Source organism: Streptomyces glaucus (genome assembly GCF_039533365.1).
GTDB classification, from domain to species: domain Bacteria; phylum Actinomycetota; class Actinomycetes; order Streptomycetales; family Streptomycetaceae; genus Streptomyces; species Streptomyces glaucus.
Map to the genome: position 1 here is coordinate 1 of NZ_BAAATK010000005.1, position 24,403 is coordinate 24,403.

At 75.4% G+C, this 24,403-nt stretch carries 20 protein-coding genes; 8 read left to right on the plus strand and 12 right to left on the minus strand.

Translation table 11 applies throughout. The features are described 5' to 3' along the window. From ABD363_RS05240 to ABD363_RS05250, 3 genes are all read right to left on the minus strand, one after another. A partial coding sequence (locus ABD363_RS05240) for a glycosyltransferase family 2 protein (protein ID WP_344600162.1) occupies positions 1 to 690 on the minus strand: 690 nt, incomplete at its 3' end. Beyond that, positions 687 to 2,321: a carbamoyltransferase family protein gene (locus tag ABD363_RS05245; RefSeq protein WP_344600163.1), complete on the minus strand. Its 1,635-nt coding sequence runs from the start codon at positions 2,319 to 2,321 to the stop codon at positions 687 to 689. The genes ABD363_RS05240 and ABD363_RS05245, both read right to left, overlap by 4 nt. 152 nt (positions 2,322 to 2,473) lie before the next feature. After that, positions 2,474 to 3,436, minus strand: coding sequence for a UDP-glucuronic acid decarboxylase family protein (locus ABD363_RS05250; protein ID WP_344600164.1), 963 nt, complete (start codon positions 3,434 to 3,436; stop codon positions 2,474 to 2,476). A gap of 202 nt (positions 3,437 to 3,638) precedes the next feature. Here ABD363_RS05250 and ABD363_RS05255 point away from each other — a divergent pair, with 202 nt between their 5' ends. Next, a complete protein-coding gene (locus tag ABD363_RS05255) occupies positions 3,639 to 4,079 on the plus strand; it encodes an SRPBCC family protein (protein WP_344600165.1) in 441 nt (146 codons plus the stop codon). Positions 4,080 to 4,125: 46 nt separating this feature from the next. Here the strand turns inward: ABD363_RS05255 and ABD363_RS05260 are convergent, their stop codons facing one another. Genes ABD363_RS05260 through ABD363_RS05270 form a run of 3 tightly spaced genes read right to left on the minus strand, consistent with a single transcriptional unit; the run spans position 4,126 to position 8,047 of the window. After that, positions 4,126 to 6,591, minus strand: a complete 2,466-nt coding sequence (locus tag ABD363_RS05260) for a xanthine dehydrogenase family protein molybdopterin-binding subunit (protein ID WP_344600166.1) — start codon at positions 6,589 to 6,591, stop codon at positions 4,126 to 4,128. 2 nt (positions 6,592 to 6,593) lie between these two features. Then, a complete protein-coding gene (locus ABD363_RS05265; protein ID WP_344600167.1) occupies positions 6,594 to 7,157 on the minus strand; it encodes a (2Fe-2S)-binding protein in 564 nt (187 codons plus the stop codon). Then, a complete protein-coding gene (locus ABD363_RS05270) occupies positions 7,157 to 8,047 on the minus strand; it encodes an FAD binding domain-containing protein (protein WP_344600168.1) in 891 nt (296 codons plus the stop codon). The genes ABD363_RS05265 and ABD363_RS05270 overlap by 1 nt, the downstream gene beginning before the upstream one ends. 366 nt (positions 8,048 to 8,413) lie before the next feature. On the opposite strand from ABD363_RS05270, the gene ABD363_RS05275 reads away from it, so the two are divergent. Further along, positions 8,414 to 10,114, plus strand: coding sequence for a PucR family transcriptional regulator (locus tag ABD363_RS05275; protein ID WP_344600169.1), 1,701 nt, complete (start codon positions 8,414 to 8,416; stop codon positions 10,112 to 10,114). A gap of 118 nt (positions 10,115 to 10,232) precedes the next feature. Continuing rightward, entirely contained in the window at positions 10,233 to 11,015 is a 783-nt protein-coding gene (locus tag ABD363_RS05280) for a hypothetical protein (protein WP_344600170.1), read from the plus strand. A gap of 31 nt (positions 11,016 to 11,046) precedes the next feature. On the opposite strand, the gene ABD363_RS05285 is transcribed toward ABD363_RS05280, so the two are convergent. Then, the gene (locus ABD363_RS05285; RefSeq protein ID WP_344600171.1) at positions 11,047 to 11,862 is read right to left on the minus strand and encodes a GntR family transcriptional regulator; all 816 of its coding nucleotides are present in this window, start codon (positions 11,860 to 11,862) and stop codon (positions 11,047 to 11,049) included. 180 nt (positions 11,863 to 12,042) lie between these two features. Here ABD363_RS05285 and ABD363_RS05290 point away from each other — a divergent pair, with 180 nt between their 5' ends. Then, positions 12,043 to 12,897 (plus strand): (2Fe-2S)-binding protein, encoded by an 855-nt coding sequence (locus ABD363_RS05290; RefSeq protein WP_344600172.1) that lies wholly within the window; start codon positions 12,043 to 12,045, stop codon positions 12,895 to 12,897. A 345-nt stretch (positions 12,898 to 13,242) separates the two neighbouring features. Next, the gene (locus ABD363_RS05295) at positions 13,243 to 14,286 is read left to right on the plus strand and encodes a DUF2637 domain-containing protein (RefSeq protein ID WP_344600173.1); all 1,044 of its coding nucleotides are present in this window, start codon (positions 13,243 to 13,245) and stop codon (positions 14,284 to 14,286) included. Between the two features lie 103 nt (positions 14,287 to 14,389). On the opposite strand, the gene ABD363_RS05300 is transcribed toward ABD363_RS05295, so the two are convergent. The 5 genes from ABD363_RS05300 to rsgA all read right to left on the minus strand — a co-directional run bounded on the left by ABD363_RS05300 (position 14,390) and on the right by rsgA (position 20,572). Beyond that, entirely contained in the window at positions 14,390 to 14,806 is a 417-nt protein-coding gene (locus ABD363_RS05300; RefSeq protein WP_344600427.1) for an ATP-binding protein, read from the minus strand. A 462-nt stretch (positions 14,807 to 15,268) separates the two neighbouring features. Further along, positions 15,269 to 16,600, minus strand: coding sequence for a protein phosphatase 2C domain-containing protein (locus ABD363_RS05305; protein ID WP_344600174.1), 1,332 nt, complete (start codon positions 16,598 to 16,600; stop codon positions 15,269 to 15,271). 193 nt (positions 16,601 to 16,793) lie between these two features. Next, positions 16,794 to 17,663 (minus strand): alpha/beta fold hydrolase, encoded by an 870-nt coding sequence (locus ABD363_RS05310; protein ID WP_344600175.1) that lies wholly within the window; start codon positions 17,661 to 17,663, stop codon positions 16,794 to 16,796. Between the two features lie 365 nt (positions 17,664 to 18,028). Further along, positions 18,029 to 19,408, minus strand: a complete 1,380-nt coding sequence (locus ABD363_RS05315) for a DNA-3-methyladenine glycosylase 2 family protein (protein WP_344600176.1) — start codon at positions 19,406 to 19,408, stop codon at positions 18,029 to 18,031. Between the two features lie 63 nt (positions 19,409 to 19,471). Continuing rightward, positions 19,472 to 20,572 carry a ribosome small subunit-dependent GTPase A gene (rsgA, locus tag ABD363_RS05320; RefSeq protein WP_344600177.1) on the minus strand — a complete coding sequence of 367 codons (1,101 nt, stop codon included), beginning with the start codon at positions 20,570 to 20,572 and terminating at the stop codon, positions 19,472 to 19,474. Positions 20,573 to 21,171: 599 nt separating this feature from the next. Here rsgA and ABD363_RS05325 point away from each other — a divergent pair. The 3 genes from ABD363_RS05325 to ABD363_RS05335 all read left to right on the plus strand — a co-directional run bounded on the left by ABD363_RS05325 (position 21,172) and on the right by ABD363_RS05335 (position 24,175). Further along, positions 21,172 to 21,825, plus strand: coding sequence for a hydrolase (locus ABD363_RS05325; protein ID WP_344600178.1), 654 nt, complete (start codon positions 21,172 to 21,174; stop codon positions 21,823 to 21,825). 370 nt (positions 21,826 to 22,195) lie between these two features. Then, positions 22,196 to 23,113 carry an alpha/beta hydrolase gene (locus ABD363_RS05330; protein WP_344600179.1) on the plus strand — a complete coding sequence of 306 codons (918 nt, stop codon included), beginning with the start codon at positions 22,196 to 22,198 and terminating at the stop codon, positions 23,111 to 23,113. Positions 23,114 to 23,209: 96 nt separating this feature from the next. Beyond that, the gene (locus ABD363_RS05335; RefSeq protein ID WP_344600180.1) at positions 23,210 to 24,175 is read left to right on the plus strand and encodes an alcohol dehydrogenase catalytic domain-containing protein; all 966 of its coding nucleotides are present in this window, start codon (positions 23,210 to 23,212) and stop codon (positions 24,173 to 24,175) included. Positions 24,176 to 24,403: the final 228 nt, after the last annotated feature.

The following is a 24,403-nucleotide window of genomic DNA, read 5'->3' on the forward strand; positions in this document are numbered from 1 at the left end:
GCCGTGCAGCCGCCGCATCAGGGCGTCGTCGGCGTTGCCGCGCTGCTGTTCCAGGGAGACCCAGCGGGAGGCGGGACGCACCGGGTGCCGGGTGGTGCGGCGGCCCCGCCGGATGCGCCAGCCGGCGTCGAGCAGCCGCAGCGCGAGGTCGGCGTCCTCGCGGAAGGCCCGTTCGAAGCGTTCGTCGAAGCCGCCGGCCTGCTTGAGGGCGTCGGTGCGGTAGGCCATGTCGGCGGTGATCCAGCGGGCCCGGGCCAGGCCGGCGGTGCCGCGTTCCCAGTCGGTGGGGCGGCGCCCGCCGGGCAGGGGGACGGTGATCACGCCCTGGACGCCCGCGGTGTCGGGGGCCGCCTCGGCGAGGTCCCGCGCGAGCTGGTCGCACCAGTGGGGGCCGACCTGCACGTCGTCGTCGAGGAAGGCGGTCCACGGCGCGGTGACCGCGCGGAGGCCGGTGTTGCGGGCGGCGGCCGGGCCGCGGCCCCCGCCGCGCAGCACGACCGTGCGCTCGCGCAGGTCGCCGAGGACGCTCAGCGGGTGCTCCAGCGCTTCCGGGCCGGCGTCGGGGCCGGGCCGGTCGTCGACGAGGACGATCCGCTCGGGGGGCGGCCCGGTGGCGGCGGCGAGCGCGGCGAGGCAGTCGGCGAGCGTGCCGCGCACCAGGGTGGGGACGACGACGGCGTATCCGGTCATGCGTACGCCCTCCCGCGGCGGACCACGTACGGCCCGATCGCCAGCAGGTCCACGGGCGCGGAGCCGAAGCACTCCAGCGCGTCGCGCGGGTCGTCCACCATGGGCCGCCCGGCGGTGTTGAGGCTGGTGTTGACCACGACCGGCAGCCCGGTGCGCCGCTCGAAGGCGTGCAGCATGCGGGCGACCAGCGGCTCGCGGCGCTCCTCGACGGTCTGGATGCGGGCGGTGCCGTCGACGTGGACGACGGCCGGGATGCGGTCTCGCCACTCGGCGGCGACGTCGTGCACGAAGAGCATGTACGGGCTGGGGAGCGGCCCGCGGAAGATGCCGGCGGCGCGGTCGGCGAGGACCATCGGGGCGACCGGCCGGAACTCCTCGCGGCCCTTGACGTGGTTGAGCCGCTCCAGGTTCTCGGCCCGGCCGGGGTGGGCGAGCAGGGAGCGGTGGCCCAGGGCGCGCGGCCCGTACTCGCTGCGGCCCTGGAACCAGGCGACGATGCCGTCGCGGGCCAGTTCCCCGGCGACGGCCTCGGCGACGTCGTCCGGCCGCTCGTAGGGGACGGCGGCCGTCTCCAGCCAGGCCCGCAGCTCCTCGTCGCGCCAGCCGCGGCCGAGGTCGGCGCCCGGCATCGGCTGCGGCAGCTCCTCCTGCGCGGCCACGTGCAGGGCCCCGCCGAGGGCGGTGCCGGCGTCGCCGGCGGCGGGCTGCACCCACACGTTCCGGTACGGGCCGCGGGCGGCGATCTTCGAGTTGGCGACGCAGTTGAGGGCGACGCCGCCGGCCAGGGCGAGCGACTCGCCGCCGGCCCGGCGGTGCAGCCAGTGGACGAGTTCCAGGAGGGTCTCCTCCAGGGCGGCCTGGGCGCTGGCGGCCAGGTCGGCGTGGTCCCGCGTCCAGGGTTCGCCCCCGGCGCGGGGCGGGGCGAGCGCGGCCCAGTCCACGCCGTGGGCGCGGAAGCCGCCGTCGCCGGTGGCGTGCACGTGCTCGCGCAGCCGGGGCAGGAAGCGGGGCGTGCCGTAGGAGGCGAGGGCCATCACCTTGTACTCGTCGCTGCTGCGCAGGAAGCCGAGGTGTGCGGTCAGCTCCTCGTAGAGCAGGCCGAGCGAGTGCGGCAGCGCCTGCGCGGCGAGCGTGTCGAGCTTGCCGTCGCGGTAGCGGCCGGCCAGGTGGGAGGCGGCCTCGCCGCGGCCGTCGAGGACCAGGACGGCGCTGTCGGGATGCGGGCAGGCCAGCCCGCCGGAGGCGGCGTGCGCCACGTGGTGCGGGACGAGGACGACCCGGCCGGGGTCGAGTCCGGGCAGTGCCTCGGCGAGGAATTCCGGGGCGCGGCGGGCGTACTCCAGGCGCAGCGGGTCCCAGGGGTCGTCCAGGCCCATGGCGCGCGCGGGCCGGGCGAGCCCGGGGTCGAAGGAGTAGGCGACGGCGTCCAGCTCCTCCGGCCGCACGCCCCCGTGGGCCAGGCACCAGCGGGCCGACAGCTCGGGCAGCTCCCAGGCGGAGAACGGCACCGGGCGCTTGCCGTGCTTGCGGCGGCTGAAGCGCTCCTCCTCGGCGGCCGCCACGGTCCTGCCGTCGACGACGAGGGCGGCGGCGGGGTCGTGGAACAGGGCGTTGATACCGAGGATGCGCATGGGAGGTGCTCCGTCCCGAGCGGCAAATGGTTCTTATGGGACACGCGGGTGCCGCGCCGCGGCTGTCTCAAACACTTGGAGACAGCTCAATGACAGGAGTGCGCCCGTGTCTCACCGTCCGTGACGAGGAAGCGGTGGCCGTCCCGGCCGTCTCACGCGGCCACGGCGTGCGCGAACCAGCCGATGGTGCGTTCCAGGCCCTCGCCCCAGCCGACGCGCGGCTGCCAGCCGAGGCGTTCGCGGGCCAGGGCGGTGTCGGGCCGGCGACGGCCCGGATCGTCGACGGGGCGCTCGACGAACCGGATGCGGGAGGCGGAGCCGGTGAGCTCGACGATGCGCCGGGCCAGCTCCAGCACGGTGATCTCCTCGCCGCCGCCGATGTTCACCGGCCCGGTCTCGCGGGAGGCGGCCAGGGCGAGGACGCCGTCGACGGTGTCGTCGACGTAGCACAGGGACCGGGTCTGGCTGCCGTCGCCGGCGACGGTGAGGGGCATGCCGTCCAGGGCCTGCGCGATGAAGGTGGGCACGGCGCGGCCGTCGCCGGTGCGCATGCGGGGCCCGTAGGTGTTGAAGATGCGGACGATGGCGGCGTCGGTGCCGTGCACCTGGCGGTGGGCGGTGGTCAGGGCCTCGGCGAACCGCTTGGACTCGTCGTAGACGCTGCGCGGGCCGACCGGGTTGACGTTGCCCCAGTAGGTCTCGCGCTGCGGGTGCTCCAGCGGGTCGCCGTAGACCTCGGAGGTGGAGGCGAGGACGAGGCGGGCGCCGTCGGCGCGGGCGCGCTCCAGGGCGTTGCGGGTGCCGGTGCTGCCGGCGTCGAGGGTCTGCAGCGGCAGCCGGAGGTAGTCGGCGGGCGAGGCCGGGCAGGCGAAGTGCAGCACCAGGTCGAAGCGGCCGGGCAGGCCGCGCAGCGCCGCCGGGTCGGCGGCGTCGGCCCGGACGAAGCGGAAGCCGGGGCGCCGCTCCAGCTCGGCCACGTTGGCGCGGGAGCCGGTGGACAGGTTGTCGAGGCACACGACCTCGGCGCCGGCGTCCAGCAGCCGGCCGCACAGGTGGGAACCCACGAAACCGGCTCCACCGGTCACCAGGGCCCGGTGCCAGAGGTGTCCGCTCATGGGGCTCTCCTCACTCTCGCTTCACTTGCATGTCCGCGCGAGTAACCCGGGAGCCGTCCCGCCTACCTCGAACTGGAGTGCCATGCCGGTCGGCCGGCCTGCGAAGCGGCCGGCCGCGGTCGCCCCGTCCGCCGCCCGCCGGTCCGTCCGGGGAGGCCGCGGCGCTCCCGACGGCGCGGGCCCGGTTCCCTACGATCGTGCCGTGGTCACCTTCTTCGTCGAACGCACGGCACCGCTCCCCCCGGACGAGGCGTGGCGCAGGCTCACCGAGTGGCACCGGCACGGCGAGGTGGTGCCGCTGACCCGGGTCACCGTCACCACGCCCCCGCCGACCCGCCGGGGCACGCTCTTCGTGGCCCGCACCGGCGTCGGCCCGCTCGCCTTCGACGACCCGATGGAGGTGACGGTCTGGCAGCCGCCCCGGGACGGGACGCCCGGCCGGTGCCGCCTGGAGAAACGGGGCCGGGCGATCACGGGCTGGGCGGAGATCGAGGTGCGGCCGGGGCCGGGCGGCCGGGCCCGGGTGGTGTGGCGCGAGGAGGTGCGGGTCCGGTTCCTGCCGGGCCTCTTCGACGGCGCGCTGCGGCGGGCCGCGCGGTACGTGTTCGGGCGGGCGGCGAACCGGCTGCTGCGGATGCCGTGAGCCGCACCCCGCCCCGCCGGGTCGGCCGCGCCGCCCGAAGGGTCCCTCACGCGGTCCCGGTCAGGTGCTCCGGCCGTACCGGCGTCCTGTTCAGCTCCAGCCCGGTGGCGTCGCGGATCGCCGCGAGCACCGCCGGGGTGGACGACAGGGTGGGCGCCTCGCCGACGCCGCGCAGGCCGTACGGGGCGTGCGGGTCGGCGAGTTCGAGCACGTCGACGGGGATGGCCGGCGTGTCGAGGATGGTGGGGATCAGGTAGTCCGTGAAGGAGGGGTTGCGCACCTTCGCCGTCCGCGGGTCGACGACGATCTCCTCCATCACCGCCATGCCCAGCCCCTGCACCGTGCCGCCCTGGATCTGGCCGACCACGGACAGCGGGTTGAGCGCCTTGCCGACGTCCTGGGCGCAGGCCAGCTCGACCACCTTGACCAGGCCCAGTTCGGTGTCGACCTCGACGACGGCCCGGTGCGCGGCGAAGCTGTACTGCACGTGCCCGTCGCCCTGCCCGGTGCGCGGGTCGAAGGGCTCGGTCGGCCGGTGCCGCCACTCCCGCTCGACCTCGACCGCCTCGTCGCCGAGCACGTCCACCAGGTCGGCCAGCACCTCACCGCCGTCGGTGACGACCTTGCCGTCCGCCAGCCGCAGGCCGGCCGTCGCCCAGGCGGGGCGGCGGGAGCCGAACCTGCGGCGCCCGGTCTCCAGCACCTGCTCCCGCACCAGCTCGCAGGCGTTCCGCACGGCGCCCCCGGTGACGTACGTCTGCCGGGACGCCGAGGTCGAACCCGCCGACCCCACCCGCGTGTCGGCCGGGTGGATGGTCACCTGGGTGACGCCCAGCTCGGTGCGGGCGATCTGCGCGAGGACGGTGACGCCGCCCTGGCCGACCTCCGCCATGGCGGTGTGCACGACGGCCACGGGCCGCCCGCCGACGGCCTCCAGGCGGACGCGGGCGGTGGAGTAGTCGTCGAAGCCCTCGGAGAAGCCGACGTTCTTGATGCCGACCGCGTAGCCGACGCCGCGGACGACTCCCTCGCCGTGCGTGGTGTTGGACAGGCCGCCCGGCAGCTGCCGTACGTCCACGCCCTCGCTGCTCTCCCACTGCCGCTCCGGCGGCATCGGCATCGCCTTGACGCGGCGCAGGAGTTCGGCGACCGGGGCCGGGGAGTCGACGGCCTGCCCGGTCGGCATGAGGTCGCCCTGCGCCATGGCGTTGCGCTGCCGGAACTCCACCGGGTCCAGGCCGAGTCTCCCGGCCACCTTGTCCATCTGCGCCTCGTAGGCGAAGCACGCCTGGACCGCGCCGAAGCCGCGCATGGCGCCGCAGGGCGGGTTGTTGGTGTAGAGGGCGATCGCCTCGACGTCGACGGCGTCGACGGTGTACGGGCCGACGCCGAGCGAGGCGGCGTTGCCGACGACCGCCGGGGAGGAGGAGGCGTACGCGCCGCCGTCCAGCACGATCCGGCACCTGACGTGGGTCAGCCGGCCGTCCCTCGTCGCCCCGTGCTCGTAGCGCAGGGTGGCGGGGTGGCGGTGGACGTGCCCGAAGAAGGACTCGAAGCGGTTGTAGACCATCTTCACCGGCCGGCCGGTGCGCAGCGCCAGCAGGCAGGCGTGGATCTGCATCGACAGGTCCTCGCGGCCGCCGAACGCGCCGCCGACGCCGGCCAGCGTCATGCGCACCCTGTCCTCGGGCAGGCCGAGCACGGGCGCGATCTGCCGCAGGTCGGAGTGGAGCCACTGGGTGGCGACGTAGAGGTGGACGCCGCCGTCCTCCTCGGGCACGGCGAGACCGGACTCGGGGCCGAGGAAGGCCTGGTCCTGCATGCCGAAGCGGTACTCGCCCTCGACGATCACGTCGGCCCGCCGCCGGGCCTCGGCCACGTCCCCGCGCACGATTGGCTGGCGGTGGACGATGTTGGGGTGCGGGACGCGGCCGGCGACGGGGGTCTCTCCCGGGCCGGAGCCCGCCGGAGGTCCTTGGGGGAGGCCGGCGCGGTTCTCGTGGACCAGGACCGCGTCCGGCGCGAGCGCGGAGGCCTCGTCGGTGACCGCCGGCAGCTCCCGGTACTCGACCTCGATCCTGGCGGCGGCGCGGCGCGCGGTCTCCGGGTGGTCGGCGGCGACGATCGCGACCGGCTCGCCGTGGTGGCGGACCTTGCCGTGGGCGAGGACGGGGGTGTCCCGGATCTCCAGGCCGTAGTGCCGCACGCCGGCCGGCAGGTCGTCGTACGTCAGCACGGCGTGCACGCCCGGCGTCGCCAGCGCCCCGCTCGTGTCGATGGAGACGATCTCGGCGTGCGCGACGGTGGAGCGCAGGATCTGGCCCCAGAGCATGTCCTCGTGCCACAGGTCGGACGAGTAGGCGAACTCGCCGGTGACCTTGAGGGTGCCGTCGGGGCGGAGCGTGGACTCGCCGACGCCGCCCCCGGTCCGGGAGCCCTGGGTGATCCCGGTGGGCGCGCCGGCGGGGGCGCCGCCCCGCGCGGACGCGGCGAAGGGCCTGCTGGACGGCATGGTCAGGCCCCCTCGGACTGCCGGGCGGCCGCGAGGCGGACCGCGTCCATGATCTTCTCGTAGCCGGTGCAGCGGCACAGGTTGCCCGACAGGGCCTCGCGGATGTCCGCGTCGGTCGGGTTCGGGTTGCGCTCCAGCATCTCGTCGGCGGCGACCAGCAGGCCGGGCGTGCAGAAGCCGCACTGGACGGCGCCGGCGTCGATGAACGCCCGCTGGACCGGGGAGAGTCCGGCCTCCTCGCCGGTCCGGGAGCCGGCGGCGCCGTGCGTCGTGCCGGGTGCGTCCGTGCCGGGTGCGTCCGTGCCGCGGGCGCGCCGCCGGGCGTGGTCCGCCAGGCCCTCGACGGTGACGACCTCGCGGCCCTCCGCCTGGCCCGCCGCCACCAGGCAGGAGCACACCGGCACGCCGTCGAGCCGGACCGTGCACGACCCGCACTCTCCCTGCTCGCAGGCGTTCTTCGAGCCGGGCAGCCCCAGCCGCTCCCGCAGCAGGTACAGCAGGGACTCGCCCTCCCACACGTCGTCCGCCTCCCGCGGACGCCCGTTGACCGTGAGGCTGACGCGCATCACGCGGCTCCTTCCGTGGCGCGGCGGGTGCCGCGGTACGTCTCCCAGGTCCAGGTCAGCGTGCGGCGGGCCAGGACGCCGACCGCGTGGCGGCGGTAGCGCGCGGTGCCCCGGACGTCGTCGATCGGGGCGCAGGCGGCGGAGCACAGCTGCGCGAACCGCTGGGCCACCGACGGGGGGAGGGCCTTGCCGTCGTCCCAGAAGCCGCCCTCCTCCAGCGCGGCGTTCAGGAACTCCTCGGCGGCCCCGGCCCGGACCGGCGTGGGGGCCGCCGAGCCGATGCCGGTGCGCACGGTCCGCGTCGTGGGGTGCAGCGCGAGCCCGAACGCGCACACGGCGATGACCATCGCGTTCCTGGTGCCCACCTTGGAGAACTGCTGCGGCCCGTCGGCCCTCTTCACGTGCACGGCCCGGATCAGCTCGTCGGGCGCGAGGGCGTTGCGCTTCACCCCCCGGTAGAACTCGTCGATCGGGATGCGGCGCGTCCCGCGCACCGACGCGGCCTCCACCTCGGCGCCCGCGGCGAGCAGCGCCGGGTGGGCGTCGCCGGCCGGGGAGGCGGTGCCGAGGTTGCCGCCGACGCCGCCGCGGTTGCGGATCTGCGGGGAGGCGACCGTGTGCGCGGCGAGGGCGAGCCCCGGCAGTTCGGCGCGCAGGTTCTCCATGATCCTCGTGTACGGGACGGAGGCCCCGAGCCGTACGCTCTCCTCGCCGACCTCCCACTCGTACAGGTCACCGACGCGGTTCAGGTCCATGAGGTAGTCGGGCCGGCGGTGATCGAAGTTGATCTCGACCATCACGTCGGTGCCGCCCGCGATCGGCACAGCGGTGGGGTGCTCCGCCTTCGCGGCGAGCGCCTCCTCCCAGCTGGCGGGGCGAAGGAAGTCCATGACCGGCTCTCTTCTTCGTCTCGTGGGGCGTACAGATCGAGCCAATCCGTGTGCGGCCGGTCCGGCTCGTGCAGGTGTTGTCACCGTGCGGTGGCCTCAGTACACAGCGCTGCACCCGGGCGGGTCAGTCACGGAAACCATGAAGGAGTTGGCTGGCCAGGGCAGGTATCTTGTAGATTCGTATGAACGGAGGGCAACGGTAACCTCCGTGTTTTCCTGTGGAAACGCGCGACACGTCCGCGTGACCGGAAACACGGCCGGGACACGGCTCGGGAGACGGCGGGCGCCGCTCAGCGCCCCGCCGGACGGACCCCCGCCCTGCACCATTCGGCGAAGATTTCGAGACAGAGAACGGCGGCGACGAGAATGCGGCTGCGCGCACTGCTGGCCACCGACGCGCTGGGCCTCAGGCTCCTCGGCGGTGAGGACGAGCTGGACCGCACCGTCCGGGGTGTGATGACCACCGACCTGCGGGACCCCAGCCGCTACCTCTCGGGCGGTGAGCTGGTGCTGACGGGCCTGGCCTGGCGCCGGGACGCCGCCGACTCCGAACCGTTCGTGCGGATCCTGGTCCAGGCCGGTGTGGCCGCCCTGGCCGCCGGCGAGGCGGAACTCGGCGACGTCCCGGAGGATCTGATCGTCGCCTGCGCCCGTCACCGCCTCCCCCTGTTCGCCGTGCACGAGTCGGTGGCCTTCGCGACGATCACCGAGCACGTCGTGCGGCAGGTCTCCGGCGAGCGCGCCGGAGACCTCGCGGCCGTGGTCGACCGGCACCGCCGGATGATGACGTCGGGCCCGGCGGGCGGCGGCCCGGACGTGGTCCTGGACCTGCTCGGCTCGGACCTGGACCTGCGCGCCTGGGTCCTGTCCCCCACCGGCCGGCTGGTCGCGGGTCCGAAGGCCGCGGGCCCCGCCCTCGCCGCCGACGTGTGCGCGCGGCTCGCGGCCGAACACCTGGCGGCCACCCGCACGGGCCGGCACGGCCCCCACCGCGTGACCCTCGGCGCCACGGCCTACTCGCTCTTCCCGGTCCGCTCCAGCGGCCACTCCCCGCAGGCCGCCCGGGACGTGCGCGAGACGGTGCTGTCCGACTGGCTGCTGGCCGTGGAGGCGGACGCCGGGGACTGGCCGGAGGAGCGGCTCGACCTGCTGCACGGCGTCACCCAGCTGATCGCGGTCGAGCGGGACCGCCGGGAGGCGGCGCGCACGGTCCGCCGCCGCCTGGCCCAGGAGGTCCTGGAGCTGGCGCAGACGGGCGCGGCGCCCGCCGAGATCGCCGCCCGCCTGCGCGTGGCGGCCCCGGTCCTGCTCCCCGGCCTCGGGGCGGCGCCGCACTGGCAGGTGGTCGTGGCCCGCGTCGAATGGGACGGCGGCGACGTCGAGGAGGGCCCGGCCGCCCAGGCCCTCCTGGAGGAGGTCCTGGCCGCCCCGCTGCCGGGCTCCGCGAGCGGGGGGCACGACCTGGCCGGCCCGGAGCCCGCCGACCGCATCGCCGTGGCGTACACCGGCGGCGAGGCCGTCGCGCTGGTCCCCCTCCCCGCGGTCGCGGCGGAGCACGACGGCTCGGAGTCCGGCGTCCTCGCCGACGCCCTCCTGGAGTCCATACGGGGCCCGCTCACGGCCGGCCTGGGCGACGACGGCCGGATCACCCTCGGCGTCAGCGCGGCCGTGCACTCGGCGGAGGGCCTGCGCGGCGCCCTGGAGGAGGCCCGGCACGCCCGCCGCGTGGCGGCGGCCCGCCCCGGCCGGGTCTGCGCGGCCGGCCACCAGGAACTGGCCTCCCACGTCCTGCTCCTGCCCTTCGTCCCGGACGACGTGCGCCGCGCCTTCACCGCCCGCCTCCTGGACCCCCTCCGGGACTACGACCGCCGCCACCGCGCCGAGCTGATCCCGACCCTGGAGGCCTTCCTGGACTGCGACGGCTCCTGGACCCGCTGCGCGACCCGCCTCCACCTGCACGTCAACACACTGCGGTACCGCGTCGGGCGGATCGAGCAGCTGACGGGCCGTGACCTGTCGCGGCTGGAGGACAAGCTGGATTTCTTCCTGGCGCTGCGGATGAGCTGAGGGGCCCGGTCCTCCGACTTTGTGAAATCCTTCACCCACCCTCTTGGCCGGGCCGGGCGATTCGTGCTGAGATGCGGCCACCACTCAACAGCTCGATGGCGTGCTAGGGGAGGGCAACGTGGCGCATACCGCCATGTCTGGTACGGGAACGACCGCAGGTGACGATCCGCTCCAGACCGCGGTATGGCGGTTGCGCTCACGCGCCTGCTGGGCCGACGCGGCAGCCCTGCTGCAGCCGGTCACCGCCGCCGCGGCCCTGCAACGGGCCACGCTGCTCGTGGAGCGGTGCCTGTACACCGAGCAGGGCTGGGAGGAGGCCGAGGACGCGCTGCGCACCGCGGAGGCGCTGGCCCACAGCGACGACGAGCGCGGGGCCGCCGCCTGCGAACGCGGCCAGCTCGCCTACGCGGCCACGCTGCACGGCGTACGCGACCGGGCCGACGAGGCCCGCGCCGCCCTCGGCAGGGCGGCGGCGCTCATCCCGCCGGGGAGGCCGGCCCGGGCCCTCCTGGACTTCCGCCGCGGTTTACTCGCCGAGAACCTCGCCCGCTCCCCCCAGGCCGCCCGCGCCGCCTACCGCCGCGCCCATGCGGCCGCCACCGCCCACCCCGACCCCCTGCTCCTCTCCTTCACCTGGCGCCACCTGGCCGGACTCGCCCTGCGGGACGGCGAGCTGGCGGAGGCCCGGCACGGCTTCGCCGAATCCCTGCGGATCCGCGAGGAACTGGGCTATCTGGTCGGCACGGCTCCGGCCCTGGCGTCCCTGGCCGACACCGAATCCGAACCGGAGGCCTCCCGCCTGCGCGCGGAGGCCCACCGCCTGTACCGGCTCCTGGGCGGCGTCCCCACCTGGCTGGCCCGCCACCTGACACCGCCGGCGTCGGACGCGGCGACGGCCTGACCCGGCCGGCGGGCCGCCCCCCGCCCCCGGCTCATCCCGCTCCCGCGAAGTGCTCCCGCACCAGTACCCGCACCACGTCCAGATCCCGCGCGATCAGCGCGTCCAGCAGCGCCCCGTGTTCCGCCGCGTCCGCCACCAGTTCGGCCCGTCCCCGCGTCACGGACCCCGCCGCCCCCGCCGGCGGCCACTGCGCGCGCCGGTGCAGGTCCTCGGCGATCTGCACCAGCTGCCCGTTGCCCGCGAGCGACAGCACCGCCCGGTGGAAGGCGCGGTCGGCCTCGGCGTAGGAGGCCCGGCACCCGGACGACGCGGCCCGCACCGTCGCCTCGGCCAGCGGGCGCAGCTCGGCCCACCGCTCGGCGGGCACCGTGCGCGCCAGCCGCAGCATCACCGGCACCTCGATCAGCGCCCGCACCTCGGCCAGCTCCGCCAGCTCCCGCGCGCCCCGCTCGACCACCCGGAACCCGCGGTTCGGCACGACCTCGACGGCGCCCTCCAGCGCCAGTTGCTGCATCGCCTCCCGCACCGGCGTGGCCGACACCCCGAACCGCTCCGCGAGCACCGGCGCCGAGTACACCTCGCCGGGCCGCAGTTCCCCGGTCACCAGCGCGGCCCGCAGGGCGTCCAGGACCTGCCCCCGCACGGAGGACCGCCGGACGGCCGGCCGGTCCCGCGGAACGCCCCGCCCGTCGTGCGGGTGCTCCCCGGGCGCCGCTTCGGCCGCGCCGCCCCCGGCCCGGTCCGCGTCCGCGGCCCCCGGCTGCGCCGGCACCCGCACGGCCCCGGGGTCCGTCCGCGCGTCCGGCCGTCCGCCGGCCCCGGCAAAGCCCGGTGCGCCCTGCTCCACGGGGTCCTCCTCCGGACGTGTCCCAGACGTGTCGGCGTTCGCGGTCGTCACGGCGAGCGGCTGCTCACCCGTCGAGCACCATAAGCGCACAAGCCGCCGGTTCAAACACCGGCAATCTTGGGTAAGGTAAGGCTTACCTTTAGTTGACCCGCACACCAGCCCTGGATCGGTGGTCCCGGTATGCCCGTCCCGCCCGCCCCTCGTTCGGCCGTCGCGGAGGCCTACGCGCGCCTGACCGGCGTCTTCCCCGGTCTGGCCGTCACGGAGGCGGCCGCCGGCGAGGAGCTGCCGCGGGGCGGCGGCTGGGTCACCGCCGCCGCCCTGGCGGCCGGCGGTCCCGCCCTCGACTCCTTCCTGGCCTGGGACGAGGCCCAGGTGCTGCGGGACTACGGGCAGAAGGCCCGCCCGGACGTGGTCGCGAGCTTCGGCCTGCACCGGTACGCCTGGCCGGCCTGCCTGCTGATCACCGTCCCGTGGTTCCTGCACCGCCGCGTGCCCCGCTATCCCGTGACGCACGTCTCGTACGACCGCACGGCCCCCGGCCTGTCCATGGGCCGCCTCGCCGTCCGCCCGGACGGCTTCGCCTGCCTGCCCGGCGACCCGGCCGCCGCCCTGCCCGGCGCCCGGGTGGTCGCCGACGAGGAGGCCCTGCGCGCGCAGGTGCGGGCCGCCGTCGCCGAGCACCTGGAACCCGTCCTCGCCGGCTTCGGCCCGCGCATGCGGCGCCGCGGGCGCGCGCTGTGGGGCATGGCGACCGACGAGGTCGTGGAGGGCCTCTGGTACGTCGCCCACCTGCTCGGCGAGGAGGAGCGGGCGCGGCGCGAGCTGGAGCTGCTGCTGCCGGGGGCGACCCGGCCGTACGTCGGCGCGGCGGCGTTCCGGGAGCTGACCGGGCCCGACGGCGAACCGCTGCGCACCCGGGACCGGGCGAGCTGCTGCATGTTCTACACCCTGCGCCCCGAGGACACCTGCGCCACCTGCCCGCGCACCTGCGACGCGGACCGCGTCACCAAGCTGCTCGCCACCACGGGTTGAGCCGCCCCCGGCCCGCACCGCGGCGCGTTCTCCCGCCCTTTCGGCGCCCCGCCGTGCCCGACGCCCCCGCCGTCCCGTAAGATCACCCGCGAATACGGCACCCACACGGTCACAGGTGATTCACAACTTCCTCACCCGTCGCAGGAAGTTTCCGTGGAACCGCCCGTACGGGTAGTCTTATTCGAACTCAACTCCCGCTCCTCACGCGGCAGTTCGAGCAGAAAGCCGCCTTGGGCATCCCCTTGCACCTCCTCGGCGGCCTCTTGCCCCGAAACCCCCTGAGGACCAGCGGGTTTGGGCCACTATGGCGGGCGTTACGCCCTATCCCAATGCAAGGGACCCCAGATGAGACTGACCGACATATCGCTGAACTGGCTGCTTCCGGGCGCCGTACTGCTCCTGGGCATGCTGGTGGCGGTGGCGGTGCTCGCGCGCGGCAAGCGCTCCGCGGGGAAGGACACGAGCGCCGACGACTCGTGGGAGCGCAGCGAGGAGCGCCGCAGGCGCAAGGAGGCCATCTACGGCGCCGTCTCCTACGGCCTGTTGTTCTGCTGTGCCGCGGTGGCCGCCGCGCTCTCCTTCCACGGCCTGGTCGGCTTCGGCGAGCAGAACCTCGGCCTCTCCGGCGGCTGGCAGTACCTGGTGCCGTTCGGACTGGACGGCGCCGCGATGTTCTGCTCCGTGCTGGCGGTGCGCGAGGCGAGCCACGGTGACGCGGCGCTCGGCTCCCGGATACTCGTGTGGACCTTCGCGTTCGCCGCGGCCTGGTTCAACTGGGTGCACGCGCCCAGGGGCGCGGGCCACGCGGGAGCCCCGCACTTCTTCGCCGGCATGTCCCTGTCCGCGGCGGTGCTGTTCGACCGCGCGCTGAAGCAGACCCGCCGGGCCGCCCTGCGGGAGCAGGGCCTGGTGCCCAGGCCGCTGCCGCAGATCCGGGTCGTCCGCTGGCTGCGGGCGCCCCGGGAGACCTACCGGGCCTGGTCGCTGATGCTCCTGGAGGGCGTGCGCAGCCTCGACGAGGCCGTCGAGGAGGTGCGCGAGGACAAGCGCCAGAAGGAGGAGGCGCGCCGCCGCCGCCGCGAGCAGGAGCGCGTGGAGCGGGCCCAGCTGAAGGCGATCAGCCGGGGGCACCGGATCGTCGGGCGCAACGGCGCGCGGCAGGTGGAGGTCCAGGCCGTCGAGCGGGGCTCCGCCCCGGCGCCCGCGGAGCCTGCCATATCCGCGCCGGAGCAGCTTCCCGCCCGCGCGCCGCGGGCCTCTTTGCAGCCCGTGCGCAATGGCTCCGACCCGGTCACCGTCGACCTCACCGCGGAGGACGACACACAGGCCCTGCCGCGCCTGGACTCCCTGGAGCGTAAGCTCAAGGACCTGGAGCAGCAGTTCGGCTGACGCCGGCGGCTCCACCGGTTCTCTCGGCGAGGGGGCGTGACCCGTGCGGGTCGCGCCCCCTCGCCGTCGCCGTCGTCGCGCCGCGTGTTCCCGTGCGGCCGGTTCAGGCGGCTTCCGCGTCGAGTTCGAACCACACCGCCTTGCCCACCCCGTGCGCCCGCACTCCCCACGCGTCCGCGAGCGACTCCACCAGCAGCAGGCCCCGGCCGTGCGTGCTGTCGCCGGCGTCCGGTACGCACGGCCGGGGGCGGCGGGCCACGAAGTCCCGTACCTCCACCCGCAGTGCGCGGGGTCCGACGGTGGCCGTGAGAACGGCGTCGTCGTCGGTGTGGACGAGCGCGTTGGTGACGAGTTCGCTGGTGAGCAGTTCCGCCACCTGCGAGCGTTCGGGTCTCCCCCAGTGTCTGAGCAGTTCGCGCAGTGCGCGGCGGGCCTCGGGCACCGCTCCGAGGTCGGCCCGCCCGAGTCTGCACCGCAGCTGGGGCGCCTGTGTCATGACGCCGTCGGCCTTCTCCTCCACCGTGTCGTTCGCCGAGGAGGCCCCGACCGCCGTGGGACCGCCTCCTCGTGCCTGCCTCTTCATGTCCCCCGCCCGCGTGCCGATGTCGGTTCCCCTCCGTGCTCGAACACGTTCACGGGGATGCTTGCCCGTTCGGGCACGAGGCAGTCATGCCGTGTCGTCGACGACCGGGTGTTCGGCCACGGGGTTTCCGGGCGCAGGACCCGGTCGTCGGGCGGGAGGGACACGGTACGGCGCCGGGGGCGGTCCGGTCCGCGGCATTCGCATATCCGGGCCGTATCGCGCAGGCCGCGCGGGGCAAAAACCGATCGGCGGGGCGCGGGGGACCCGGTGGACGGCCGCCGCGGCCCGCGCCGCCGGGTCTCCCCACGACCGGGGAAACTGGCCGGAATCCGTCGGTCCCCCCACCGGCGCGCAGCGGGGACGGCCGGCCGACGGGCGTGCGGGGACGGCCGGCGGGCGTCACGCCTCCCAGACCGCGGCGGCCGTACGGTCGTCCGCGTACCCCTCGACCCTGATCTGGCTGTCGGCGAGGAACGCCGCGAGGCCGGGCGGGGTGCGGCCGGCCCAGCGTCCCGCGAGGTGCCCGCCCAGCTCCGGTCCGCCGCGCAGCGGGTCGGCGAGGCCCGCGGTGCACATCAGCAGGACGTCCCCGGGGCGGGCGACGGAGGCGCGGAAACGGAAGGGTTCGCGGGGCGGTTCCGGCTCGCCGTAGGGGCTCGGCGGTGTGGTGATGCCCAGGTCCAGGGTGCGCCGGTCGCCCTCGGGCGTCTCGGCGGGGGCCGGGCCGGATCCGGCGGCGGGCTCGCCGGTGGCGGCGATCCGGGGCTCGATGTCCTGCCACCGCTCGTCCCTGAGCCGGAACAGCCCGCCCCCGCCGACGCCGAAGAACACGCGGGTCCGGCACGCGGGGTCGGCGGGCAGCAGCAGGCAGCGCAGGGCGGCCGGGTACGCGTCCGGGGACAGGCCCCGTTCGGCGGCGTCGGCGCGGAGCCTGCCGAGGCTGCGGTCGGTGAGGCGGTGCAGGCCGGACTTCAGGTCGCCGCGCCGGGCGGCGCGGATGTCCTCGACGAGCCGGGCGTGACTGCGGCCCACGGCCCGGCCGATCCAGCGGCAGGCCTCGGCGGCGGCCCGGTGCGCCTGCGGCGCGGCACGGGCGCCGGTCGCCATCGCCACCAGGACCAGCGCCCGGTCCCCCGCGCCGAAGCGGGCGGTGAGCAGCGCGTCGCGGCGCGGTTCGCCCCGGTGCCGCGCGAGCTCTCCCCGCACGGACACGGCCCGCAGCGTGCAGCTGCCGTACCGGGCCCCGTCCAGCACGGTGTCCGCCACGAGGCCGTCCAGGGCGTCGGGATCGGCGGCCGGCAGCGCGGTGGGCTCGGCGTCGTGGGCGGGCGGCCCGGACCCGGCGTGGTCGCGGGGCGGGGGGAAGGTGAGGGGGCGGGAGGCCCGGGGAGCGGGCGGGGGGCCGGCGCGTCCGGCCGGGGCGGATGCGGTCCAGGGAGCGCCGGGGGGAGGGGCGGATCCGGTGCGCGGCGCGGGAACACCGCCGCCCGCCGGGCGCTCCCACCGGCCGGCGGCTCCCGGGGGCGGGCCGGGCCGGGGTTCCCGCGCCCCCGGCCCCGCCTCCGGACCCTCCCGTGGCTCCCCCGGGCCGACCGTCCCGGCCGCCGAGGCGTACCGGTCGTCCAGGGAATCGGCCGTGGCCGTGGGGCCCGTGTCCCCGGTGGAGTCGTCGTACAACTGCCCCCACCAGTCGTCCTCGTGACCGGTGGGCCTTCCCCCCTGCTGGCTCATGCCCCTGATTGTCCACCGCACGGGCCGCCTGGGAACGGGGCGTCGGGAAAATCGGCCGGGCCGCGCCGGGCAGCCGCGCGGCGGGGGCCGCCGGACGGTCCCGCCCCCGCGGGAGAACCGTCCGGCGACGTCCGGGCCTCCCGGACCGGGTGCGCCGCGCGTTCCCGCCGCCGCCCTCCTCGGCCGGTTCCGGTCAGGGCCGGGCGGACGGGGCCGGGAGCTCGGCGAGTTCGGCCAGGACCCGGGCCGCCGGCGCCGGGTCGACCAGCCACTTCAGGTGACTGCCCGCGAGGGTGCGGACGTCGTACGGGTTGTCCGGCGTCAGCTCGTCGCCCTCGCGGATCAGCCGGTCCTGCAGGGCGAGCGGCATGCTCGCGTCGTCGGCCAGGCGGACGAAGGTCCTCGGGACGCGGCCCCAGGTCGCGGCCTGCGCCCGGTCCGCGGAGGTGCCGACGTCCAGGTTCTCGTCGGGCTGGAAGGTGTTCAGGAAGACCAGGAACTCCTCGTCGGTGCCGTCGGCGAGGAAGGCCGCCTTGAACGCCGCGAGGGCGTCCGGGTCCGCGGTGCGGAAGTTGACGCGGAGCAGGCCGAGTTCGGCGGGGTCGCCGGCCGCCGCCAGGGCCAGGGAGGCGGCGTCGACCGTGGCCATCTCCGGCTCGGCGTAGTAGTCGTTGACGTCGAGCTCGACCGGGCACCAGGCCGCGACGTAGACGAGGCGGTCGATCAGGTCCGGCCGCGCGTTGGCCGCGGCCGTGACCGTGACGCCGCCGCGGCTGTGGGCGACGAGGATCACGGGGCCGTTGCGCTTGGCCCGTTCCAGGATCCCGATCAGGTGTGCGGCGTTGTCGGCGAGCGTGACGCCCTTGAGCGAGCCGGGTGCGGCGGCGAGCCGTTCGAGGTCCTGCGGCGCCTGGTAGGCGCGGGTGTAGGTCGCCCCGAATCCGTGGCCGGGCAGGTCGACGGCGACCGAGCGGTGACCGAGGAGGCCGAGCTCCGCCTGGAGCGGCGCCAGGGAGAAGGAGTTCGCGAAGGCTCCGTGCACCAGGACGAACGTCGGTTGCATCTGTCTTCTCGCTTTCCGGCCCCCGCGGCGTCGGCGGCCCGTGCGTCGCCCGTCCCCTCGTCACGAGTCGCCCCGCGGCCGGGAGCCGGGCCTTCGTCCTGCGGCGCGCCGCCCCGCCACGGGGACGTCCTCGTACGTGGTGGGCGCCGCGCGGTCGAGCGCGGAGCCCGGGGGCGGCATGCGTGCGGTGGTGCGGTCCGGCGGCTCACTCTATCCAGCGGAAGATCATCCGCACTACCCGTAGGGAATCTTCCGTTTGTGTGCGTCGCCCCGACCGCGGGCGGGGCGGACGGGCTGCCCGGCACCGCTGCCGGGCGGCCCGGCGCCGGCGGGTGGCGACGGTGGTCCGGCGGGCGGCCCGGCCGTCACGGCTCCGGCCGCCCCGCGGCGCACAGGTGCCGCAGGGCGTACGAGCGCCAGGGGCGCCAGGTGTCGGGGACGTCGGTGCCGGGCGGCGCCACGTCGGGGTCGCCGAGCGCGCGGGTGCGGATGACGGCGGCCGTGCGGGGGCGCAGCCCGGGCAGGGCGAGCAGCGCCCGCTGCGCGTCGTCCCGGTCGGCGCCCGCGTCCAGGCGTACGGCTCCGTCGGCGAGGGCGGCGGTGAGCGCGCCCAGGGTGCCGCCGGGTTCGGCCTCGGCGAGGACGGCCGGTTCGGGGAAGACGTGGGTGAGGCCGCCGCAGGGCGCGTCCAGCGCCTTGCCGTAGCGCCGGACCAGCCGCCCGGCCTCCGCGGGCCCCACCAGGGCCCGCACGGCCAGTTCCTCCGGGTCGGCGGCGCCCGGGGAGCGCAGGCCGGGCCGGGCGGCGACCAGCGGGGCGAGCCGCGGGTCGGCGCCGAGCCGCTCGTCGACGGCGTACGGGTCGGCGTCGAGGTCGAACAGGCGGCGCAGCCGCTGGACCGCGGTGGTCAGGTCGCGCAGGTCGGTGAGGTGCAGCCGGGCCTCCAGCCAGCCGCCCGCGCCCGGCCGCGCCCGGCCCGGCCGCTCGTCGACGGCGGCGATGCCGGTGCCGTACGGCAGGCGCAGGGTGCGCCGGTAGGTGCGCCGGCCCGGCACGCCGAGGACCTCCTCGATGCCCGCGACGGCCTCCCGTTGCAGCAGGTCGAAGACGGGTCCGGCCTGGTAGGGGCCGCGGTGGGCGAGCCGCAGTGGAAGGCCGGCGGTGGCGGGGTCCGTCGTACGGCGGCTTCCCGGGGCGGCGGCGCGCAGCCCGCTCGGGGTCGTCGCGTACACGGCGCGGACGGTGTCGTTGAACTGCCGCACGCTGGCGAACCCGGAGGCGAAGGCGATCTCGGTGACCGGCAGGCCGGTGGTCTGCAGCAGCACGCGCGCGGTGTGGGCGCGCTGGGCGCGGGCGAGGGCCACCGGGCCGGCGCCGAGTTCGGCGGTGAGCAGCCGCTGCACCTGCCGGGCGCTGTAGCCGAGCCGCGCGGCGAGTCCCGGGACGCCTTCCCGGTCGACGACGCCGTCGCCGATCAGCCGCACGGCCCGGCCCACGACGTCGGCGCGGGCGTTCCACTCCGCGGACCCCGGCACGGCGTCCGGACGGCACCGCCGGCAGGCCCGGAACCCCGAGCTCTGCGCGGCGGCGGCCGTCGCGAAGAACCGCACGTTGCGCCGCTTCGGCGTGACCGCCGGGCAGCTGGGCCGGCAGTAGATGCCGGTCGTCTCGACGCCGAAGAAGAACACGCCGTCGAACCGGGCGTCCCGGCTGCGCACGGCCTCGTACCTGGTGTCCTCGTCCATCACGCCTCCAGTCTCCGCCGGACCCGCGGCCCGGTCCGGCGGAAACCGGACATGACGGTGCCCCTACCGCCGGCGGCCCCGCTTGGCCTCCATCGCCGCCCTGCCCTCGGCGCCGCGCCGCTTCCACTCCTTGCGGATCTCGGCCCGGAGCCTGGCGTCGGTCTTGGCGACGATCCGCTGGTTCTCCCGCATCAGCTTGCGGTAGCTGTCCAGCCGGCGTTCCGGCAGTTCGCCGGCGTCGATGGCGGCCCGCACCGCGCACCCCGGCTCGCTCTCGTGCGCGCAGTCGTGGAAGCGGCACCGCTCGGCCAGTTCCTCGATCTCGGAGAACACCTGTCCGACCCCGCTGCCGGCGTCCCACAGTCCGACGCCCCGCAGTCCGGGGGTGTCGATGAGGACTCCCCCGCCGGGCAGCGGGAGCAGGTTGCGGGTGGTCGTGGTGTGACGGCCCTTGCCGTCGGCGTCCCGGGTGGCCCGGACGTCCATCACGTCCTCGCCGAGCAGCGCGTTGGCGAGGGTGGACTTGCCCGCGCCGGACTGCCCGAGCAGCACCGCCGTGCCGCCGGCGACGACGGCGGCGAGGACGTCGAGCCCCTCGCCGTCCACGGCGCTGACGGCGAGCACCGGCACGCCCGGCGCGGCCGTCTCCACGTCCTGCACGAGGTACGCCAGCGTGGCCGCGTCCGGCACGAGGTCGGCCTTGGTGAGCACCACCGCCGGCTGCGCCCCGGACTCCCAGGCGAGGGCGAGGAACCGTTCGACGCGGGCGAGGTCGAGTTCGACGGCCAGGGACACGGCGATGATCGCGTGGTCGACGTTGGCGGCGAGGATCTGCCCCTCGGACCGCTTGGAGGAGGTGGAGCGCACGAAGGCGGTGCGGCGCGGCAGATACGCGCGGACGTAGCGCGGGTTCCCGTCCGGTTCGACGGCGACCCAGTCGCCGGTGCACACGACCCGCACGGGGTCGTGCGGGGTGACGAACGCGGTGTCGGCGCGCACGGTCCCGCCGGCGGTGACCACGTCGCACTGCCCGCGGTCGACCCGGACCACCCGGCCCGGCACCAGACCCTGCGCGGCGTACGGAGAGAACTCGGCCTCCCACCCCTCGTCCCAGCCGAAGCGGGCAAGCGGGTGCGACGAAGCCGAAGGAGAAGAGAGATTCAAGGGAAACCCTTCGAAGGGCAGCCCCCGGCGCCACGCATCGCAGGCGCGGAAGGAGAGAGGCGTCAGCCGGAGGCCACGGAGGTGAACGGAACGAGCGACTGGATGCGGGCAGGGCCCACCACAGAGACAGCCATCGGTCACACCTCCCGGAAATCCCGACTCGAACGAACAGCACTCACGGAGCGCTTCGCCAACACGGCACAGCCTAGAGCCGCCGACGATCGCGCGCCATCGTGTTTTCCGGCCCCCTTCCGCTCGTGGACCGCAGCTCGGCGGAGCGAGCTGTCTCACCGGCACAAGGCCTACGCCCGACGCAGTCCGCCTGCACCGTCGCCAGGATCACGGCCCGGGCCCGACCGGCACCGGACGCAAACGCCGGACCATGCGCCGGAAGGCTGCACTCCAAGCCTTCGGCAGCACCTTCGACGGCCGGCTCACCGCCGGACGCCGCCGAACGAGACCGACCGGGCAACCCGAAGTCCTCAGTAGGTACCCGGCTTACGTAGGGATCGCCGATGCGCGGGCCTGTGGCCACGTGGGAACTTCGAGTCGACGGCGGCCAGTGGGCGCCGCGACCGACACGGACACCGGAGTTTCCCATGACGGACCACGGCATCACCTACACCGGCCTCGACGCTCTGCTCACCCCCGAGAACTCGGTTCTGCTGCTGATCGACCACCAGGGTGCCCAGTTCGCGGGAATGGGCAGCACGGACACCAACCTGGTGGTCAACAACGTGACGGCCCTGGCGAAGGGCGCCAAGCTGTTCGACGTCCCGACCGTCCTGACCACCGTGGTGGAGGACCGAGGCGGTCGGATCATCCGCCAGCTGCAGGAAGTCTTCCCCGAGCAGACCCCGATCGACCGCACCGCGATCAACACTTGGGAGGACCAGCGCGTCGTGGACGCCGTGGCCGCGACCGGGCGCAGGGACCTCGTCATAGCGGGCCTGTGGACGGACATCTGCCTGGCCTGGCCTGCCGTTCACGCCCTCGCCGACGGCTACCGGGTCTTCGCGGTGACGGACGCCTCGGGCGCCACCACCACCGAGGCCCACGAGCGCGGCGTCCAGCGCATGATCCAGGCCGGTGTCATCCCCACCTGCGCCGGCACCGTCATTTCGGAGTGGCAGCGGGACTGGGCCCGGGAGGAGACGGTTCCCGGCATCACCGACATCATGCTGCAGCACGGCGGCAGCTTCGGTACGAGCCTCGCCTGGGAACTGCAGCTTCTCGGGCTCGACAAGGGATGACGTCCCTCGTGTCTTCGGGCCCCGGCCGGACCCCGGCACTCCGCAGCCCGGCCGGGGCCCGAAGGCCCGGGTTCCGGTCCTCGCCCCGCGGCTGATCGGAACGGGCCGGAGGGCAGGACCGGCCCGTCCGCATGGGCGGACGGTCCGTTCCGCCCGGCGGTCGCCGTTGCCACAACGCCTTGCGTACTGCACCGGGCGGAACGGCGCGGCCACCGCGGTCCGCGCGTCCTTTCCCGCCCCGATCCGGCCCCGCCGGGAAGCCGGGTCCTGTTCCCAACGTCCACCCCGTACAACAGGAGTGACCATTACCACCACCGGCCGCATCGGACCACCGCCCCCCTTCGATCCCGAACTAGCCGATGTGCTCGGCATGTTGTCCGAACTCATCCCGACGACCGTCCTGCCCGGCATGATCCCGGGCATACGCCGGACCATGCGCGCCACGCGCCCCTCCGACGAGGAACTGCGCCGGGGCGGGTCCCTCGTGGTCGAGGAGTTCCGGGTACCGGGCCCGGCCGGCGCGCCAGCGGTCCCTCTGTTGGTCTGCCGCCCGGCCGAAGTCTCGGGACCCCTGCCCGCGGTCTATTTCACCCACGGCGGCGGGATGGTCTTCGGAGACAACCGAAGTCTCCTCGCGGAGATGCTGGACTGGGTGCAGGAACTGCACCTCGTACTCGTCTCGGTCGGGTACCGGCTGGCCCCCGAGCATCCGTACCCCGCCGCCCTGGAGGACATCCACGCGGGCCTGCGGTGGACCGCGGCCCACACCGGCGAACTCGGCATCGACCCCGGCCGCATCGTCGTCGCGGGGGCCAGTGCGGGTGGCGGCCTCACCGCCGCGCTCACGCTGCTCATGCGGGACCGGGGCGAACCGGCGCCGGCGGGGCAGATACTCGTCTGCCCCATGCTGGACGACCGCGACACCACGGTCTCCGGCCATCAGATGGCCGGGCTCGGAGTGTGGGACCGGACGTCGAACAACACCGGTTGGAGCGCGCTGCTGGGAGACCTGCGAGGCGGGCCCGACGTCTCCCCCTATGCCGCACCGGCGCGTGCGGCGGATCTGTCCGGACTGCCTCCGCTCCTTGTCGACGTGGGATCCGCCGAAACGTTCCGGGACGAGGTCGTCACCTATGCGACGCGCGTCTGGCAGGCCGGTGGAGAGGCCGAGATGCACGTCTGGCCCGGTGGTTTCCACGGATTCGACGCCTTCGTGCCCGACGCGACCCTGTCCAGGGACGCGAGGGCGGCGCGGGTGCGCTGGCTTCGCCGGACTCTGCACCTGTAACGGCCGGCCAGGCCTCCACGCCCGCTGTCGTCCCACGCCGCCGGCCCCCGCACGGCCACCTCGTCCGCTGAACCCGCACCACGGAGGAGACTCATCATGCGAGCCCTTGCCGCCACCGCCTACGGACCGCTGGAGGACCTGGAGTTCATCGACCTGCCCAGACCCGTACCCGGGCCGGACCATGTGCTCGTCCGGACGGAGGCGACCGCCCTCAACGCCATCGACAAGGCCCTGATCACCGGAACGATGCGGCACGTGCTGCCGGTGCGGCACCCGTTCGTGCCCGGTGTCGACGTCAGCGGGGTGATCGAGGCCGTCGGCGCCGACGTCACCCGCTTCACCGTCGGCGAGGCGATCGTGGCCTGGAACGGCGTCCCCTCGGGAGCACTGGCCGAGTACGTCCTGGTGAAGGCCAGCGCCGCGGCCGCCGTACGGCCCGCCGGACTGACCGCGGCGCAGGGAGCCGCGCTCCCGACCGCTGCACTGACCGCAGCGGCGCTGCTCGACATCTCGGGAACGAGCCCGGGCGACACCGTGCTCGTGGTGGGCGCAGGTGGTGGCGTGGGCTCCTACCTCGTGCAGCTCGCCGGCCAGGCGGGCCTCGTCGTGCTCGCGACCGGCCGCACCGGCGACCAGGAGTTCCTGGACGGTCTGGGAGCGCTGCACACCATCGACTACCAGCACGTGGACATCACCGAGGAGGCTCTCCGACTCGTACCGGGCGGAGTCGACGTCGTGTTCGACCTCGCGAACACCGGCCCCGCCCTGGCGCTGACCGCCGGCGCGGCCCGCGGCGGGGGGCGCCCCCCCTCCCCCCCGGGGCCCGCGGCGCGCCCCGCGGCGGCGCCCGCCTCGTCTCGCCCCTGGGCGGACCGGCGTCCTTCGAGCGCGGCGTCACCGCCGTGTACGGAGGAACCACCACCCCGGACGGGCGGCTTGCGGCCCTTGCCGCGCAGGCGGCCACGGGCGAACTGCGCATTGCGATCGGAGCCGAGTACGCGTTCGCCGAAGCGCGGCGCGCGCTCGTCGACTTCGCCCACCAGCACATCCGCGGAAAGGTGACCATCACGTTCTGAGCCGGCACGCCGCGAGCAAGCTGTGCCCGGCGGCGTCCGGTCTGCCCCGGAACAGCGACCGTCACCGGCGTGCCGCTCGTAACCGGATCTCCGTCCAGCGTTTCGTTGACGCGCCGAACAGCCATGCCATACGCTCCCGGTCAGGGGGGTACAACCGCTGCTCAGAGACTGTGCCGCGTGGCTTCGACGGTCGTCCCGGGCAGGTTCGACGCCC

Bases quoted from the DNA above. Each gene is read 5' to 3' on its own strand.
- ABD363_RS05245 (WP_344600163.1), bottom strand. From the start codon at position 2,321: ATGCGCATCCTCGGTATCAACGCCCTGTTCCACGACCCCGCCGCCGCC.
- ABD363_RS05250 (WP_344600164.1), bottom strand. From the start codon at position 3,436: ATGAGCGGACACCTCTGGCACCGGGCCCTGGTGACCGGTGGAGCCGGT.
- ABD363_RS05260 (WP_344600166.1), bottom strand. From the start codon at position 6,591: ATGCCGTCCAGCAGGCCCTTCGCCGCGTCCGCGCGGGGCGGCGCCCCC.
- ABD363_RS05265 (WP_344600167.1), bottom strand. From the start codon at position 7,157: ATGCGCGTCAGCCTCACGGTCAACGGGCGTCCGCGGGAGGCGGACGAC.
- ABD363_RS05270 (WP_344600168.1), bottom strand. From the start codon at position 8,047: ATGGACTTCCTTCGCCCCGCCAGCTGGGAGGAGGCGCTCGCCGCGAAG.
- ABD363_RS05275 (WP_344600169.1), top strand. From the start codon at position 8,414: ATGCGGCTGCGCGCACTGCTGGCCACCGACGCGCTGGGCCTCAGGCTC.
- ABD363_RS05290 (WP_344600172.1), top strand. From the start codon at position 12,043: ATGCCCGTCCCGCCCGCCCCTCGTTCGGCCGTCGCGGAGGCCTACGCG.
- ABD363_RS05295 (WP_344600173.1), top strand. From the start codon at position 13,243: ATGAGACTGACCGACATATCGCTGAACTGGCTGCTTCCGGGCGCCGTA.
- ABD363_RS05305 (WP_344600174.1), bottom strand. From the start codon at position 16,600: ATGAGCCAGCAGGGGGGAAGGCCCACCGGTCACGAGGACGACTGGTGG.
- ABD363_RS05310 (WP_344600175.1), bottom strand. From the start codon at position 17,663: ATGCAACCGACGTTCGTCCTGGTGCACGGAGCCTTCGCGAACTCCTTC.
- ABD363_RS05315 (WP_344600176.1), bottom strand. From the start codon at position 19,408: ATGGACGAGGACACCAGGTACGAGGCCGTGCGCAGCCGGGACGCCCGG.
- ABD363_RS05325 (WP_344600178.1), top strand. From the start codon at position 21,172: ATGACGGACCACGGCATCACCTACACCGGCCTCGACGCTCTGCTCACC.
- ABD363_RS05330 (WP_344600179.1), top strand. From the start codon at position 22,196: ATGTTGTCCGAACTCATCCCGACGACCGTCCTGCCCGGCATGATCCCG.
- ABD363_RS05335 (WP_344600180.1), top strand. From the start codon at position 23,210: ATGCGAGCCCTTGCCGCCACCGCCTACGGACCGCTGGAGGACCTGGAG.